This is a genomic window from Duganella sp. 3397 (assembly GCF_031456625.1).
Taxonomy (GTDB): domain Bacteria; phylum Pseudomonadota; class Gammaproteobacteria; order Burkholderiales; family Burkholderiaceae_D; genus Rugamonas; species Rugamonas phyllosphaerae.
Genome location: NZ_JAVDVB010000006.1, coordinates 102,453 through 117,049, shown reverse-complemented (window position 1 = coordinate 117,049; position 14,597 = coordinate 102,453). Strand labels below are relative to the sequence as shown.

The 14,597-nt window shown below is 62.7% G+C and carries 16 protein-coding genes; 12 read left to right on the top strand and 4 right to left on the bottom strand.

Features of this window, described 5'->3' with window-relative positions:
• Nucleotides 1-33: 33 nt before the first annotated feature.
• Nucleotides 34-1,095, top strand: a complete 1,062-nt coding sequence (locus J2X54_RS20370) for a S49 family peptidase (RefSeq protein WP_310183090.1) — start codon at nucleotides 34-36, stop codon at nucleotides 1,093-1,095.
• Nucleotides 1,096-1,280: 185 nt separating this feature from the next.
• On the opposite strand, the gene J2X54_RS20365 is transcribed toward J2X54_RS20370, so the two are convergent.
• Nucleotides 1,281-1,610 (bottom strand): hypothetical protein, encoded by a 330-nt coding sequence (locus J2X54_RS20365; RefSeq protein WP_310183088.1) that lies wholly within the window; start codon nucleotides 1,608-1,610, stop codon nucleotides 1,281-1,283.
• Nucleotides 1,611-1,746: 136 nt separating this feature from the next.
• Here J2X54_RS20365 and J2X54_RS20360 point away from each other — a divergent pair, with 136 nt between their 5' ends.
• The 9 genes from J2X54_RS20360 (at nucleotide 1,747) to motD (ending at nucleotide 11,902) form a co-directional block, all read left to right on the top strand.
• Nucleotides 1,747-2,466: a 16S rRNA pseudouridine(516) synthase gene (locus J2X54_RS20360; protein WP_310183086.1), complete on the top strand. Its 720-nt coding sequence runs from the start codon at nucleotides 1,747-1,749 to the stop codon at nucleotides 2,464-2,466.
• A gap of 210 nt (nucleotides 2,467-2,676) precedes the next feature.
• Complete coding sequence (gene flhB / locus J2X54_RS20355) at nucleotides 2,677-3,867, top strand: flagellar biosynthesis protein FlhB (RefSeq protein ID WP_310183083.1); 1,191 nt, start codon at nucleotides 2,677-2,679, stop codon at nucleotides 3,865-3,867.
• The gene (flhA, locus tag J2X54_RS20350; protein WP_070246790.1) at nucleotides 3,864-6,005 is read left to right on the top strand and encodes a flagellar biosynthesis protein FlhA; all 2,142 of its coding nucleotides are present in this window, start codon (nucleotides 3,864-3,866) and stop codon (nucleotides 6,003-6,005) included. The genes flhB and flhA overlap by 4 nt, the downstream gene beginning before the upstream one ends.
• 57 nt (nucleotides 6,006-6,062) lie before the next feature.
• Nucleotides 6,063-7,079, top strand: a complete 1,017-nt coding sequence (locus J2X54_RS20345) for a transposase (RefSeq protein ID WP_310183080.1) — start codon at nucleotides 6,063-6,065, stop codon at nucleotides 7,077-7,079.
• A gap of 200 nt (nucleotides 7,080-7,279) precedes the next feature.
• Nucleotides 7,280-8,830, top strand: a complete 1,551-nt coding sequence (gene flhF / locus J2X54_RS20340; protein WP_310183079.1) for a flagellar biosynthesis protein FlhF — start codon at nucleotides 7,280-7,282, stop codon at nucleotides 8,828-8,830.
• Complete coding sequence (locus J2X54_RS20335) at nucleotides 8,823-9,647, top strand: antiactivator of flagellar biosynthesis FleN protein (RefSeq protein ID WP_070246793.1); 825 nt, start codon at nucleotides 8,823-8,825, stop codon at nucleotides 9,645-9,647. The genes flhF and J2X54_RS20335 overlap by 8 nt, the downstream gene beginning before the upstream one ends.
• Nucleotides 9,648-9,664: 17 nt before the next feature.
• The gene (locus J2X54_RS20330; RefSeq protein ID WP_070246794.1) at nucleotides 9,665-10,396 is read left to right on the top strand and encodes an RNA polymerase sigma factor FliA; all 732 of its coding nucleotides are present in this window, start codon (nucleotides 9,665-9,667) and stop codon (nucleotides 10,394-10,396) included.
• On the top strand, nucleotides 10,378-11,124 hold the full coding sequence (locus J2X54_RS20325; RefSeq protein ID WP_070246795.1) for a flagellar motor protein: 747 nt from the start codon (nucleotides 10,378-10,380) through the stop codon (nucleotides 11,122-11,124). Before J2X54_RS20330 ends, J2X54_RS20325 begins: the two co-directional genes overlap by 19 nt.
• A 1-nt stretch (nucleotide 11,125) precedes the next feature.
• Nucleotides 11,126-11,902, top strand: a complete 777-nt coding sequence (gene motD / locus J2X54_RS20320; protein ID WP_070246796.1) for a flagellar motor protein MotD — start codon at nucleotides 11,126-11,128, stop codon at nucleotides 11,900-11,902.
• A 92-nt stretch (nucleotides 11,903-11,994) separates the two neighbouring features.
• Here the strand turns inward: motD and J2X54_RS20315 are convergent, their stop codons facing one another.
• The 3 genes from J2X54_RS20315 to flgA all read right to left on the bottom strand — a co-directional run bounded on the left by J2X54_RS20315 (nucleotide 11,995) and on the right by flgA (nucleotide 13,599).
• Nucleotides 11,995-12,459, bottom strand: coding sequence for a flagellar protein FlgN (locus J2X54_RS20315; protein ID WP_310183075.1), 465 nt, complete (start codon nucleotides 12,457-12,459; stop codon nucleotides 11,995-11,997).
• 8 nt (nucleotides 12,460-12,467) lie between these two features.
• On the bottom strand, nucleotides 12,468-12,785 hold the full coding sequence (gene flgM, locus J2X54_RS20310) for a flagellar biosynthesis anti-sigma factor FlgM (RefSeq protein ID WP_070246798.1): 318 nt from the start codon (nucleotides 12,783-12,785) through the stop codon (nucleotides 12,468-12,470).
• A 106-nt stretch (nucleotides 12,786-12,891) separates the two neighbouring features.
• Nucleotides 12,892-13,599, bottom strand: coding sequence for a flagellar basal body P-ring formation chaperone FlgA (gene flgA, locus J2X54_RS20305; protein ID WP_070246799.1), 708 nt, complete (start codon nucleotides 13,597-13,599; stop codon nucleotides 12,892-12,894).
• 149 nt (nucleotides 13,600-13,748) lie between these two features.
• On the opposite strand from flgA, the gene flgB reads away from it, so the two are divergent.
• Both flgB and flgC read left to right on the top strand, forming a co-directional pair.
• Nucleotides 13,749-14,174: a flagellar basal body rod protein FlgB gene (gene flgB, locus J2X54_RS20300; protein WP_019922848.1), complete on the top strand. Its 426-nt coding sequence runs from the start codon at nucleotides 13,749-13,751 to the stop codon at nucleotides 14,172-14,174.
• Between the two features lie 11 nt (nucleotides 14,175-14,185).
• Nucleotides 14,186-14,596, top strand: a complete 411-nt coding sequence (gene flgC, locus J2X54_RS20295) for a flagellar basal body rod protein FlgC (RefSeq protein WP_019922847.1) — start codon at nucleotides 14,186-14,188, stop codon at nucleotides 14,594-14,596.
• Nucleotide 14,597 lies beyond the last annotated feature (1 nt).

Below are 14,597 nucleotides of genomic sequence, written 5' to 3'. Positions count from 1 at the left end.
CCGAGCGCCAGACAACTTCAACCCGAGCAATCCATGAGCGACAACCAACCTCCCAAGTCCGGCGACCATGACGCCGGCGGCGCCAGTTCGCCACCCGTGCCACCCTCGTCATCCTTGCCACCCGTGCCACCCGTGCCACCGGCAGCGCCCGCAGCTTCCGGTAACTGGGAGCGCGCCGTGCTGGAAAAGCTGGTATTTGCCACGCTCAAGGAGCAAAAGTCGGCGCGGCGCTGGGGCATCTTCTTCAAATCGGTGACCTTGCTGGTGATCGTGGTGGCACTGGCCACCTACATGGACGTCAGTTGGACCGGCTCCGAGGAAACCCTGGGTCGCCACACGGCGCTGATCGAAATCGAAGGCGCCATCGAATCCGAGGGCAGCGGCGCGGCCTCTGTCGTGATTCCGGCACTGAACAAGGCGTTTTCCGACAGCGGCTCGGTGGCGGTGGTCTTGCACATCAACAGCCCGGGCGGCAGCCCGGTGCAGGCCGGCATGATCGTCGACGAGATGCGGCGCCTGCGCACCGGCTATCCGTCCAAGCCGCTGTACGTGGTGGTGGACGAGATTTGTGCGTCCGGCTGCTATTACATCGCCGCCGGCGCCGACCGCATTTATGTCAACAAGGCCAGCATCGTCGGTTCGATCGGCGTGCTGATGGACGGCTTCGGCTTTGCCGGCGCGATGGAAAAAGTGGGCGTGGAACGGCGCCTACTGACGGCCGGCGAAAACAAGGGTTTCATGGATCCGTTCAGCCCGCTCACCGACAAGCACCGCCAGTATGCCCAGTCCATGCTCGATGAAATCCACCAGCAGTTCATCGACGTGGTGCGCAGCGGCCGTGGCAAGCGCCTCAAGGAAACCCCGGAGATGTTCTCGGGCCTGTTCTGGACCGGCGCCAAGTCGATCGACATGGGCCTGGCGGACGCCTACGGCACCGTGGACAGCGTGGCGCGCGACGTGGTGCGGGCCGAAGACATCGTCGACTACACCACCCACGAGGGCTTGCCGGAGCGCGTGCTCAAAAAATTCGGCGCGGCCATGGGGGCCGGCGCCATCAAATCGGCAGTGGAGAGCGTCAAACCAACGCTGCGCTGAGCGGCCAGGCAGACGGTTTGCTGTCGCTCAAGGTAAATCGATTAACATTATCAATACCTACTTGCTTGCATCTGCTACCAGTTCGGCTATAGTGGTGGTGTAGTTCTTTCCCCGGGAGGTCGATATAAACTGTTTATCTCGTTGTCAGCAGAAGTTGAAGCTTAGCTTGATCCACCAAGACTGAACTACCTTACCGCATCTTGCATGTGGACTTGAGAGAATTTTAATTCCTCGTCAGCACCCGAACAGGGTGCTGGAAACAGCGGCGCAATGCCGCTGTTTCCTATTGTGCCTGCCGTTTGCGGCGATTCTTGCGTCATGCCACCACGGTCCAGCCAATCCAGAAAATGTTGTTGTTGTCGTGCGTACCAGGCGGCCTGCGCGCTGATAAGGGGGGCAGGGTTTTGCCCGGCTGCGGGCAAGCAGCTGAGACGGCAACGGCTGACGAGCAGCTGGGTGCGGTGCGTGGCGGCGTGGGAACGGGCCATCAATTTACGGATATAGGTGGTGGGCATGATGTGCTTCCTGCTGAGTATTCCTAGTGCATTAGGGGAATTCCTAATGCGGTTTGAGTCTAACGCCGCGAACATCCAGGAACTTGATGTGTATCAATAATGCGCCACCCCCGGGCCATCCTGTAAAATTCGGCCCATGAGCAAATTATCCCTGGACCGCATCCTGCAATCGCAGGGCTTCGGCACCCGCAAGTACTGCCGCGCCCTCATCGAAGACGGCGAAGTGAGCATCGCCGGTGTCGTACACGACAACTACAAAGAAACCCTGGAAACCGACGGCCTGGTGCTGACCGTGTTCGAGGAAGAATGGGTGGTGCGCGAGCACGTGTACATCGCCCTGTACAAGCCGGCCAATTTCGAGTGTTCGCGCAAGCCCAGCCACCATCCGGGCGTGCTGACCTTGTTGCCCGAGCAATTTACCTGGCGCGAAGTGCAGCCGGTGGGCCGGCTCGACCACGATACTACCGGCATGTTGCTGATGTCCGACGATGGACCGTTTATCCACGCCCAATCGTCGCCGAAGCGCCATGTTCCCAAAATCTACCAGGCCACCACGCAAGACCCGGTGACCGATCAACTGGTCGCCCAGCTGCTGGCGGGCGTGCAGTTGCACGACGAGCCGGCGCCGCTGGCGGCGCAAACCTGCGTCCAGCGCGGCGAACACCAGCTGGAAATCGTGCTCGAACAGGGCAAGTACCACCAGGTCAAGCGCATGCTCGCTGCGGCCGGCAACCATTGCAGCGCCCTGCACCGCTCCGCCATCGGCACCCTGACTTTGGCAGAACTGGGGCTGGAAGAGGGCGAATGGTGCTTTCTCACTGCCGAACAAATGGCCAAGCTCACCCCGACTGGCTGACTAAGCCTCCAGAGCGGCGTTGCAGCGCCTCGCCGTACTATTCGTACTGTCTTCGTCGCTGCGCCTTGCCCTGAAGGCGATGTCAGACGCCGTTAATTTCCACACGGAATCACTGATCTGACACGGAAAACCCGCCGTATTCCCCCGATGGTGTGATGTTGCCGCACTCGATAATGGCAACATCGAAATAAACCATGCGGCAGACACACCATGTCAGACAGCAGCGACGCAGAAAAGACCGAAGCAGCGTCACCGAAGCGCCTCGAGCAGGCGCGTGAGGAAGGCGACATTCCCCGTTCGCGGGAAGTGGCCACGTTTACCGTGCTGATGGCGGCTGGTGTCGGCCTGTGGACGTTTGGCGACGGCCTGGTGCGCCAACTCAATTCCGCGCTGGTCTCGGGCCTGACCCTGGACCAGGAACAGATCTTCAATTCCAATGTATTGCTGCAGCGCGTGGCGCTCGACATCGGCCGGGTGCTGCTCGCCTGCCTGCCGCTGGGCCTGGCGCTGATGTTCGTGGCGGTGATCTCGCCGATCCTGATCGGCGGCTGGCTGTTCAGCGCCAAGGCGTTCGTGCCCAAATTCAGCAAGCTCAACCCCATCAACGGCATCAGCAATATGTTCTCCAAGAACGCGCTGGTGGAATTGTTCAAGGCCATCGGCAAGGCCGTGGTGGTGGGCGTGGTGGCCTGGATGGTGATGATGAAACAGCAGGACGCCGTGATCGGCCTGGCCGTCGAGCCGCTGCGCCTCGGCACCACCCACATGCTCAATATGCTGGGCAGCAGCTTTTTGTACATCGTCGGCGCGCTCGGCCTGATCGCCCTGATCGACGCGCCGTACCAGCTGTGGCACTACGCCGACAAGCTCAAGATGACGCGCCAGGAAGTGATCCAGGAATCGAAAGAGTCGGACGGCAATCCTCAAATCAAGGGCAAGATTCGCCAGCTGCAACGCGAGATGGCCCGCCGCCGCATGATGGCCGACGTGCCGACCGCCGACGTGATCGTGACCAATCCTACCCACTATGCGGTAGCGCTCAAATATAACGACGGCATGCGCGGCGCACCCAAGGTGATCGCCAAGGGCACCGACGAAACCGCCGCCAAGATCCGCGAAATCGCCCGCGAGAACAAGGTCATCATGCTCGAAGCACCGGCGCTGGCCCGCGCGCTGTACAAGCATGCCGAAATCGGCGACGAGATCCCCGCCACCTTGTATGCGGCCGTGGCCGAAGTACTGGCCTACGTGTTCCAGTTGCGCATGTACAGCAAGGGCGGCGCACCGCGTCCGACCGAACCGAAAGTACTCGACGTGCCGCCGGAACTCGATCCGCACAACCCGGCGTACGTGGACAAGTTTGGCAATAAACCTAATCTGGATAACGGAGCACCCGCATGAGCGCCTTAAGCAACGTCAAAATGCCGCCATGGCTGCAAGGCCTGGCGACCAGCCAGAACAAGTCCTCGCTGGCGGCGCCGATCTTCCTGATCATGATGTTGTCGATGATGATCCTGCCGCTGCCGGCGTTCGTGCTCGACATTTTCTTCACCTTCAATATCGCGCTGGCGATCGTGGTGCTCCTGACCAGCCTTTACACGGTCAAGCCGCTCGACTTCATGGCCTTCCCAACCGTGCTGCTGGTCTCGACCATGTTGCGCCTGTCGCTGAACGTGGCGTCCACCCGTATCGTGCTGACCGAAGGCCATACCGGGGCGGATGCAGCCGGTAAAGTGGTGGAAGCGTTCGGCCACTTCCTGATCGGTGGTAACTACACGGTCGGTATCGTGGTGTTCATCATCCTCACCATCATCAACTTCATCGTGGTGACCAAGGGTGCGGGCCGTATCGCCGAGGTGGGCGCGCGCTTCGCCCTGGACGCCATGCCCGGTAAACAGATGGCGATCGACGCCGACCTGAATGCCGGCCTGATCGGCGAAGCGGACGCCCGCAAGCGCCGCAACGAAGTCTCGCAGGAGGCGGAATTCTATGGCGCGATGGACGGCGCCAGCAAATACGTGCGCGGCGACGCCGTGGCCGGCATCCTGGTCACCGTGATCAACGTCATCGGCGGCTTGCTGGTCGGCGTGATCCAGCACGGTTTGCCGTTTGGCGAAGCGGCGCAGATCTACACCTTGCTGGCCATCGGTGACGGCCTGGTGGCGCAGATCCCGTCGCTGATCATTTCGATCGCGGCCGGTATCGTGGTGTCGCGCGTGGCCAGCGAAGAAGACATCGGCACCCAGATGGTGTCGCAGCTGTTTGCGCGGGTGGAGGTGCTGTATGTTACCGGCGGCATCATCTTCGGCCTGGGCCTGATTCCCGGCATGCCGAACCTGATGTTCCTGACCATCGGCGGCGCCATCCTCGGTGCTGGTTACATGATGGCTCGCAAGCAAAAAGTCGAAGGTAGCCCGGTCGCCAAGGCCGCCAAGGCAGAGGCTGAAGCCGCCGCAGCGGCAGCTGCCGCGCCGCCGGCGCCCGAGCAGGAAGAGGCCAGCTGGCAGGACGTGATGCCGGTCGATACGCTGGGCCTGGAAGTGGGCTACCGCCTGATCCCGCTGGTCGACAAGACCCAGGGCGGCGAGCTGCTCAAGCGCATCAAGGGCATCCGCAAGAAGTTCGCGCAGGAGGTCGGCTTCCTGGCGCCGCCGGTACACATCCGCGACAACCTTGAACTCAAGCCTTCGGCTTACCGCATCACGCTAAAGGGCGTGGAAGTGGGCATGGGCGAAGCGTTCAACGGCCAGTTCCTGGCGATCAATCCCGGCATGGCCAGCGGCACGCTGCAAGGCCTGGTGACGACCGATCCCGCCTTCGGCCTGCCGGCCACCTGGATCGACGCCAGCTTGCGCGACCAGGCCCAGGGCATGGGTTACACCGTGGTCGATGCCGGCACCGTGGTGGCCACGCATCTGAACCACCTGATTTCCACCCATGCGTCCGAACTGCTGGGCCGGGCCGAAGTGCAGGCGCTGCTCGACCACCTGGCCAAGGAAGCGCCGCGCCTGGTGGAAGACCTGGTACCGAAAATGGTGTCGCTGTCCGCCTTGCAGAAAGTGCTGCAGAACCTGCTGGTCGAAGGCGTGCACATTCGCGACATGCGCACCATCATCGAAACCCTGGCCGAGCACACCGTGCACACGCAAGACCCGGGCGACCTGACCGCGCTGGTACGGATGGCGCTGGGGCGCGCGATTGTCCAGCAGCTGTTCCCGGGCACCAACGAGCTGTCGGTGATGACCCTCGACAACCGACTGGAACGCCTGTTGATGCAGGCGCTGGCCGCCAGCGGCCCGGACGGCGCCGGCATCGAGCCGGGCCTGGCCGACACCATCGCCCAGCAGGCCGCGCAAGCGGCGCAGCAGCAGGAGGCGATGGGGTTGACGCCGGTGTTGCTGGTGCCGGGCCCGCTGCGCGCCTTGCTGTCGCGCTTCCTGCGGCGCGCGCTGCCGCAGCTGAAAGTGCTGTCGCATGCCGAGATCCCGGAGAGTAAAACCATCCGCGTAACGGCCCTGGTCGGCCAACAGCCGGGGTAAATCAAGCACGTTTGAGCAGCATCAATCGGCGCTCTGTGGCAAGTCTACACTGGCCACATGAGCGACGATTACGACTCGCCATGGAAGGAAGTGGTCATCCACCACTTTCCCGAGTTCATGGCTTTCTACTTCCCCCAGGCGCATGCGCAAATCGACTGGTCGCTGCCGCACGTGTTTCTCGACCAGGAACTGGCTGCGCTGTCGCGCGATGCCGAGCTGGGCAAGCGCTTGCTCGATAAACTGGTCAGCGTGCACAAGCTCGACGGCGACGAGCAATGGGTGCTGGTGCACCTGGAAGTGCAGGGCTGGCGCGATGCCGATTTTGCCGAGCGCATGTTTGTCTACAACTACCGCGTGTACAACCGCTATCGGCACCCGGTGGCCAGCATGGCCTTGCTCACTGACGACAACCGCCACTGGCGTCCGACCGGCTTCGGCTGGCGGCAACTGGGCTGTACCATGCAGCTTGATTTTCCGATCGCAAAAATGCACGATTACGCGTATGTGATCGCGGACCTGGCCAATCAGGACAATCCGTTTGCGCTGGTGAGCGCGGCGCATCTGCTGGCGCAAAATACGCGTAACGATGCCCACCGCCGCCGCATCGCCAAGTGGCGGCTCACCAAGATGTTGTACGAGCGCGACTGGGACCGGCAGCGTATCATCGACCTGTATCGGGTGATGGACTGGATCATGCGGCTGCCGCCAGCGCTGGAACAGCGTCTGCGGACCGGGATTGTTCAACTTGAAAGGAGATCTGACATGACTTATTTGTCTTCTATCGAACGCATAGGAATGGAAATTGGTGAGCGCGAAGGGCTCAAGCGGGGGCTTGATGAAGGGCGCAAGCGGGGGCTTGATGAAGGACGCAAGCAGGGAATTGATGAGGGCTTGCAGCAAGGACAGCGGCGCGGAGCCGCCGATATGCTGGCGCTGGTGCTCAAAGCACGCTTCGGCCCGCTTGATCCATCGGTGCAGTCGCGCATCGATGCAGCAGATACTCGGCAGATCACCCGCTGGGCCGAAAACTCGGTCCACGCCCACTCGCTCGACGCTGTTTTTGGCAGCGAATGAACGCCGTACCCGGCCGCATTGAAATGCGGCCCATTTCCCCACCTGTTCATCAGATCGTTTCCTGAGTGCATCGTCAATAATGGCACTGTCCGAGTGATAGAAGCGTCGCAGCCGCGCGATGCATCGCTCAAGCTACAGGAGTCATTGATGGCCTACATTACCTTGCCACCCCGCGTCAGCCAGTTCATCGGGAGCCGGCCATGAACGTGAAAAAATTCACCGCGCCCACGTCGCGCGAGGCATTGCGCAAGGTCCGGGAAGCGCTGGGGCCAGACGCCGTGATCCTGTCCAACCGCCAGGCCGACGGTATGATTGAAATCCTGGCCCTGGCCAATGACGATGCCGCTTCGCTGGCGATGCCGGCGCCGCACTCGCCGATGGCCGAGCCGGCCCCGTCGCTCGACTTTGACGCGGCCATCGCCCAGCGCAGCCAGCGCCTCGATGCACGCCTGGAGCCGCACTTCAAAGATGAAGCGCCACGCCTGGCGCCGCGCCAGACACAAGCTGTGCAACCGGCCATGCAGCCGATGCAGCCGGCGCCGCGCAGCATGCAGCCAGCCCCACAGCAAGCTCAGCAATTTCAGCACGCCCAGCAAGCCCAGCAAGCAACCCCGCAACCGGCACGCCGCGTGGTCGCCTCGCCATCATCGTTCGCCACCAAGACCGCTGCCGCTGCTGCATCTGCCGCCGCGCCAGCCATGCCGGCCCAGCCGCGCACGCCGCAGCTGGACGCCACCCAGGTCAGCGCCATGGTGGCCTCCGCCGTCGCCAGCGCCAAGCAGAGCGCGGCGCTGGAAATGCAGGACATGATGAGCGAAATCCGCGCCATGCGCGGCATGATGCAAACCCAGTTGGCGGAAATCGCCTGGGGCAGCACCCAGGCGCGCGAGCCGCAAAAAGCCGCCGTGCTGCGCGAGATGCTGGCCGCCGGTTTCTCTGCCAGCCTGTCGCGCTACCTGATCGACAAGCTGCCGGCCGGCCGCGACGCTGCCGACAGCATGCGCTGGATCAAAACCGTGTTGACGCGCAACCTGTCGGCCATGACCAACGAAGATGCGCTGATCGACCAGGGCGGCGTGTTCGCACTGGTGGGTCCGACCGGCGTGGGCAAGACCACCAGCACCGCCAAGCTGGCTGCGCGTTGCGTGATGCGCCACGGCCCCGAAAAGCTGGCCCTGATCACCACCGACGCCTACCGTATCGGCGCCCACGAACAACTGCGCATCTACGGCAAGATCCTCGGCGTGATGGTGCACTCGGTCAAGGATGAAGCGGACCTGCGCATCGCCCTCAAGGAATTGCGCAACAAGCACACGGTGCTGATCGATACCGTGGGCGTGAGCCAGCGCGACCAGATGGTCACCGAGCAGGTTTCGATGCTGCAAGGCGCCGGTGCCGACGTCAAGCGCCTGCTGTGCCTGAACGCCACGGCCACCCAGGAAACCCTGTCGGAAGTGGTGCGCGCCTACCAGGGCAGCGGCCTGGCCGGCTGCATCATGACCAAGCTCGACGAAGCGGCCGCCATCGGCAACGTGCTCGACGTGGTGATCCGCCAGAAGCTCAACCTGTTTTACGTCTCGAATGGCCAGCGCGTGCCGGAAGACCTGCACCTGGCCGACCCGGCCTACCTGATCGACCGCGCGTTCAAGTTGAAACGCGACGTGGTAAACACCCAGTACCTGGACAATGAACTGCCATTGCTGATGTCGGGCAATCAACATACTGCGATGCGCGAGGTCCACCTTGGCTAATTTCGATTTCGACCAGGCCGAAGGCCTGCGCCGCATGCTGGCGGGGCCCAAGCCCCGCATCGTTACCTTCCTGTCCGCCACCGCGCAAGACGACAAGGGCGCCATGCTGGTCAACCTGGGCGCCTCGCTGGCCCGGGCCGGCAACGACGTGCTGCTGATGGACGCCTGCGCCAGCGCGCGCGGCGTGGCCAGCCGGCTCGGCCTCGACGGCGGCGCCAGCCTGCTCAACGTGGCGCGCCAGGAATGCGCACTGAACCAGGTGCTGCACCAGGCGCCGCAAGGCTTTTCTGTGGCGTCGATGACACGCGGCATGCCGCGCACCGGTCCCGACGAAACCCGGCGCCTGGCCAAGGCCTTCGATGTGCTGGTCAAGCAGACCGGCATGGTGATCGTCGATGGGGAATTCGACGGCGAGTCATTCCCCGTACCGGTGATGGCCAGTTCCGAGATCGTGGTGCAGGTGTCGGCCAACGCCGGTTCGATCAAGGCTGCCTACAGTTTGATCAAGCAATTGAACCAGGAGTTCGGTCGCCGGCCATTCGGAATTCTTGTCACCGGCGCATCAGAGGCCGAAGCGAAGTTGGTTTACGATAATATGGCACAAGCTGCCAGCCGTTACCTGGCCGTCAACCTGGTCTCGATGGGCTCGGTGCCGGCCGATGAATACCTGCAGCGCGCCGCGCGGTTGGGGCGCGCGGTGGTGGATGCGTTTCCGCTGGCCGGTGCATCGGTGGCCTTTCGTCAACTGGCGGGGCGCTTTGCGCTGGCTGGCTCGCCTACTTTCCAGACGGGGAGCGGCAATCACTTTAGCGCTTGAAAGTAAAATAATAGGCTATGTACACGGTCAAAGGGAAAGCGGACAAGAACACCTTGCTGACGCAGCACATGCCGTTGGTCAAGCGTCTTGCCCATCACATGAAGGCAAAATTGCCGCCCAGCGTAGAGGTCGATGATCTGGTCCAGGCCGGCATGATCGGGCTGCTCGACGCCATCAACCGTTACGAAGAAACCCATGGCGCGCAGTTCGAGACCTATGCCGTGCTGCGCATCCGTGGCGCCATGCTCGACGAGCTGCGCACCAGCGACTGGCTGCCGCGCTCGATGCGCCAGAACATGCGCAAGATCGAAGCGGCCATGAGCACGCTGCAGCAAAAGCTCGGCCATCCACCGACCGAGTCGGAAGTGGCCAAGTCGCTCAAGCTGTCGCTGTCCGACTACCAGGACATGCTGTCCGACGGCGGCGGCCACCAGCTGGTGTACTACGAGGATTTTCACGACGACGATGGCAACGACAGCTTCCTCGACCGCTACTGTTCCGATGAAGAATCCGATCCGCTGCGCGCGCTGCTCGACACCGACTTCCGCCAGGCCGTGATCAACGCCATCGACGCCTTGCCCGAGCGCGAGAAGATCCTGATGGGGCTGTATTATGAAGAGGAGCTCAACTTGAAAGAAATCGGCGCCGTCATGGGCGTGTCGGAATCGCGCGTATCGCAACTGCATACGCAAGCCGTGGCGCGCCTGCGGGCCAATCTGAGGGAGAAGGCATGGACTGGGCCAGCATAGCCGGTGTCGTCATTGCGTTGATCGGCATCGCCATCGGCCAGACCATGGAAGGTGGCAAGCTGTCGTCACTGGTGCAGCCGGCCGCGTTTGCCATCGTGGTGGTGGGCACCTTCGGCGCCGTGCTGCTGCAATCGAAGTTGCGCACCTTTGTGCGTGGCATGAAAATGCTGCGCATGGTGTTTGCGCCGCCGCCCGATACCCGCGCCGCCCTGGCGCGCGACATCAGCGCCTGGAACCTGGCCGCGCGCCGCGACGGCCTGCTCTCGCTCGAGCGCCACATGCTGGCGTCGAAAGACAAATTCAATACCAAGGGCTTGCGCCTGATCGTCGACGGCATCAATCCCGACAAGCTGCGCCAGCTGCTCGACACCGAAATCACTGCCTACGAAACCGAGGAGCGCCTGGCCGTGCGGGTGTGGGAGTCCGCTGCCGGCTACGCGCCTACCATCGGCATCCTGGGCGCCGTGCTGGGCCTGATCCACGTGATGGAAAACCTGACCGACCCCACCAAGCTGGGCGCCGGCATTGCGGTCGCGTTCGTCTCGACGATTTACGGCGTGGGCCTGGCCAACCTGTTCTTCTATCCGATTGCCAACAAGCTCAAGGCCATCGTCAACCAGAACGTCCACCAGCAGGAAATTGCCGCCGCCGTGTTTTACGACATTGCCACTGGCGACCACTCGCGCGTGATCGAAGAACGCATCGCTACCCTGATGCGTGAGCACTGATATGCACTACCGGCGCGCCCGCAAGAAATTCGACGAGGAAGTGGAAAACCACGAGCGCTGGCTGATCTCGTATGCCGATTTCATCACCTTGCTGTTCGCGTTTTTTGTCGTGATGTACGCCATCTCGTCGGTCAATATCGGCAAGTACAAGGTGTTTTCCGATGCCCTCGGTGACGCTTTCGGCGGCGCCGGCGCCGCGCCGGTGACCAACACCGAGGTGCCCAATCTGCCGATCCCCAATCCCGCCCTGAAACGCCGCGCCGAGATGCTCAAGCAGGAACGGCAGGAGATGACCAGGCTGGCGCAGGATTTACTGTCCACGCTGGCGCCGCTGGTCAAGGAAGGGAAAGTGCGGGTCACGCAAAACAGCCGCGGTGTGAGCGTGGAAATCAACGCCAGCGTGCTGTTCGACCCGGCCGACGCGCGCCTGACGCCGGAGTCGGTGGAAGCGCTGAGCGCGGTAGGCGTGCTGCTCAAGAACGATACCCACAACGTGCAAGTGGAGGGCCACACCGACGACCTGCCGATCAGCAATGCGCAGTTCCCGTCGAACTGGGAATTGTCGTCAGTGCGCGCCAGCAGCGTGGTGCGCCTGTTCGTGGAAAACGGCGTGGCGCCGACCCGCCTGACGGCAGTGGGCTTCGGCTCGAACGTGCCGGTCGCCTCCAACGACGACCCCATCGGCCGCGCCCGCAACCGCCGGGTGGCGGTAACGATTTTGTCGGGCCTGCCCGATCCGGTCACCGAATTGCCGACCGAGGTGGTGCCGCAGCAGTAACCCGGCAACTGTGACCCTGTACGTGTGCGTTGGCGTTTGGGGTCGGACCCCGTACGGGGTCCGACCCGCTTTGCTGTGCGGGGTAAAAACGATTAGCCGGCGAGGAAGCCGCGGCTGCGTGGAATCGGATTCGACATGCCGGTCGCGCTGTAAGTCTGACCGCCGGCCGTAGGCCGCAGGGCCGCCAACGCGCCCTGGGTGTTATTGATTTGCTTGTTGATCAGCATGCCGTTCACACGGTTGAGCTCTTTGGCTTCGCGCGTGGTCTCGAGCAGGGCGGCCCAGGCCTGGGCGATGCTGGCATCGCCGCTGGCGGCAATCCACGCCTCCATGCCCGCTTCTTCGGCCGGGAAACCGGCCTTGCCCAGGGCGCGATGGCGCTGGGCCGACAGCAAGGTCATTTGCGTGATCAACGCGGTTTTCTTGCTGGTGACTACATCCAGGCCTTCGATCTCCGCCGATACCAGCATCTGTTGCTCCTGCTTCAGCAAGTCCAGCAAGGTGGTCATGATGTGCGCTTCTTCGCGCAGGTTGTCGAGCGGGGTGACCGTGGTCATTGTCTATCCTAACGTTGTCTTGAGTGCAGCAGATCCTTGACCGTATCGAGCAAGCCATCCGCCACTTTTTCCGAGTTGACCTGGAACTGCCCATCGGCAATCGCCAGCTTGATGCGTTCGACTTTCTTGCTGTCGAACACCGCGCCTGCGCCATTGGCGGCACTCGCTGCCATGGCCTGGCCCTGCGGCGACAAGCGTACGCTGTCGGTCGCGGCCGGGGTGGACGACTGCACTGCCGTCTCCGCGCTGCGGGTGGTGGAGGTGGGCGTACTGTTCGCCGCCGGCAAGCCTGGCGGGTTCTTTAAAGTTGTATCGTTGATTTTCACAGCACTTCCTTCACTGGGTGGAGTGTGATACTCCGGGATCTGAGTCTATAACGGCGCGCGCTTGAAAAACTTTAGCGCCGTTGCGACCAAAATCCGTGACGTTTTATCAGAACGCCACTTCCACCAGTCCGCCTTGCTTTGCGATGCCGCTGATCTGTTGCCCTGAGGCAGTTTTTACCCGTACCACCTGGCCATCGGCGCCCCCGCTCATGGCGCGGGCCTCGGACGAGACGCTAAAACCGCTGCCCGAAGACACCAGCCGGACCAGCTGGCCCGGCTGCACCACCGGCTTGCTGCGCAAGGTATCAAGTCGCAAGGGAGTGCCAGGTGGCAACGAAGCATTGGTGCTGCGGCCGATGACCTGGCTGACATCGGTGGCCACGCCCGCAGGCAGGCTGGTCAGGTCGCCCTGCAGCACGACCAGCTGGCGCGCTTCGATCTCCTGGCCCTGCACCAGTGGCGCGGCGCTGGCGACATAGTCGCCCATCACGGTCACGCTCGCTTGTACATACAGGGTCCAGGCGGCGGGCGCCGTGCAGCGCACGCCCACCGTGGTCTTGCCCCAGGCGCGTGCGCCGGGCGAGAAAAACGCTTGCGGGGCAGGGCAGGCGGCCAGGTTCAGGCGCGGGTCGATCGCGCCCACGGCCACCGTGACCTGACCGGGCAGGCCGCCGCTCTGGATCTTGAGGAACTCTTCGACGGTGCGCTTGATGCCGGCCGCATCCTGGCGGCCCTGCGCTGGTTGCGCCTGTGCCGGTGAGACGGTGGCGGCCAAGGCGGCGGTAATCAATAAGGTAACGAGACGTGGGTTCATGGCGCAGACCTTCCATTCAATGTTGCCATGATAGAGAACCACGCCGCGCTTGAAGCGAGGAATAGGGTGGAAAAGCCGCTGCTGCTCGGTTGATGGTTCACGAGAGCAACTCCGTATCATCGATCCTGTTAATACACCCGGAGGCCATCATGCTTTCCAAGCTCGACGACTACATGCGCTTTAACGAATCGGCCCTGAACCTGCGCGAAAAGCGCCAGACCGTGCTCGCTTCGAATATCGCCAATGCCGACACGCCCAATTACAAGGCGCGTGATATCGACTTTTCCAGCGCCATGAAGGCGGCCGTGGAAAAAGCCAGCCCGACCGCCGCCGCCAGCATGAAGACGACCGCTGCGCGCCACTTCCCGAACCCGCCATCTGACGGTGGCCTGCTGGCCGACGGCACGCCGCTGCTGTACCGTGGCGTGGTGCAGGGCGCGGTCGATGGCAACACGGTCGACATGGACGTGGAACGCAACCAGTTTGCCGACAACGCGGTGCGCTACGAAGCGAGCCTCACCATGATCAACGCGCAGATCAAGGGCATGATGAACGCCCTGCAGTCCGGTAACTAAGGGAGCCGATCATGTCACTTTTCAGCATCTTCAATGTGTCGGGCTCGGCCATGAGCGCGCAGGCCCAGCGCCTCAACGTCACCGCGTCCAACCTGGCCAATGCCGACAGCGGCACCAGCTCCACCGGCGAAGCGTACCGGGCGCGCCAGGTGGTGTTCGAAGCGACGCCGCCGACCAATGGCGGCGCGTCCACCGGCGTCCGGGTCAAGCAGGTGGTGGAAGACCAGTCGCCGATGAAAATGAAATACGACCCGCAAAATCCGCTGGCCGACGACAAGGGCTACGTCACCATGCCCAACGTCAACCCGGTTGACGAGATGGTCAACATGCTGTCTGCCTCGCGTTCCTACCAGAACAACGTGGAAGTGATGAACGCGGCCAAGTCGATGTTGAACAAAACCCTGACCATCGGTCAGAACTGAC

What these genes read in the sequence shown, in the direction of transcription:
- J2X54_RS20370 (WP_310183090.1), top strand. Translation starts at nt 34, where the DNA reads ATGAGCGACAACCAACCTCCCAAGTCCGGCGACCATGACGCCGGCGGC.
- J2X54_RS20365 (WP_310183088.1), bottom strand. Translation starts at nt 1,610, where the DNA reads ATGCCCACCACCTATATCCGTAAATTGATGGCCCGTTCCCACGCCGCC.
- J2X54_RS20360 (WP_310183086.1), top strand. Translation starts at nt 1,747, where the DNA reads ATGAGCAAATTATCCCTGGACCGCATCCTGCAATCGCAGGGCTTCGGC.
- flhB (WP_310183083.1), top strand. Translation starts at nt 2,677, where the DNA reads ATGTCAGACAGCAGCGACGCAGAAAAGACCGAAGCAGCGTCACCGAAG.
- flhA (WP_070246790.1), top strand. Translation starts at nt 3,864, where the DNA reads ATGAGCGCCTTAAGCAACGTCAAAATGCCGCCATGGCTGCAAGGCCTG.
- J2X54_RS20345 (WP_310183080.1), top strand. Translation starts at nt 6,063, where the DNA reads ATGAGCGACGATTACGACTCGCCATGGAAGGAAGTGGTCATCCACCAC.
- flhF (WP_310183079.1), top strand. Translation starts at nt 7,280, where the DNA reads ATGAACGTGAAAAAATTCACCGCGCCCACGTCGCGCGAGGCATTGCGC.
- J2X54_RS20330 (WP_070246794.1), top strand. Translation starts at nt 9,665, where the DNA reads ATGTACACGGTCAAAGGGAAAGCGGACAAGAACACCTTGCTGACGCAG.
- J2X54_RS20325 (WP_070246795.1), top strand. Translation starts at nt 10,378, where the DNA reads ATGGACTGGGCCAGCATAGCCGGTGTCGTCATTGCGTTGATCGGCATC.
- motD (WP_070246796.1), top strand. Translation starts at nt 11,126, where the DNA reads ATGCACTACCGGCGCGCCCGCAAGAAATTCGACGAGGAAGTGGAAAAC.
- J2X54_RS20315 (WP_310183075.1), bottom strand. Translation starts at nt 12,459, where the DNA reads ATGACCACGGTCACCCCGCTCGACAACCTGCGCGAAGAAGCGCACATC.
- flgA (WP_070246799.1), bottom strand. Translation starts at nt 13,599, where the DNA reads ATGAACCCACGTCTCGTTACCTTATTGATTACCGCCGCCTTGGCCGCC.
- flgB (WP_019922848.1), top strand. Translation starts at nt 13,749, where the DNA reads ATGCTTTCCAAGCTCGACGACTACATGCGCTTTAACGAATCGGCCCTG.
- flgC (WP_019922847.1), top strand. Translation starts at nt 14,186, where the DNA reads ATGTCACTTTTCAGCATCTTCAATGTGTCGGGCTCGGCCATGAGCGCG.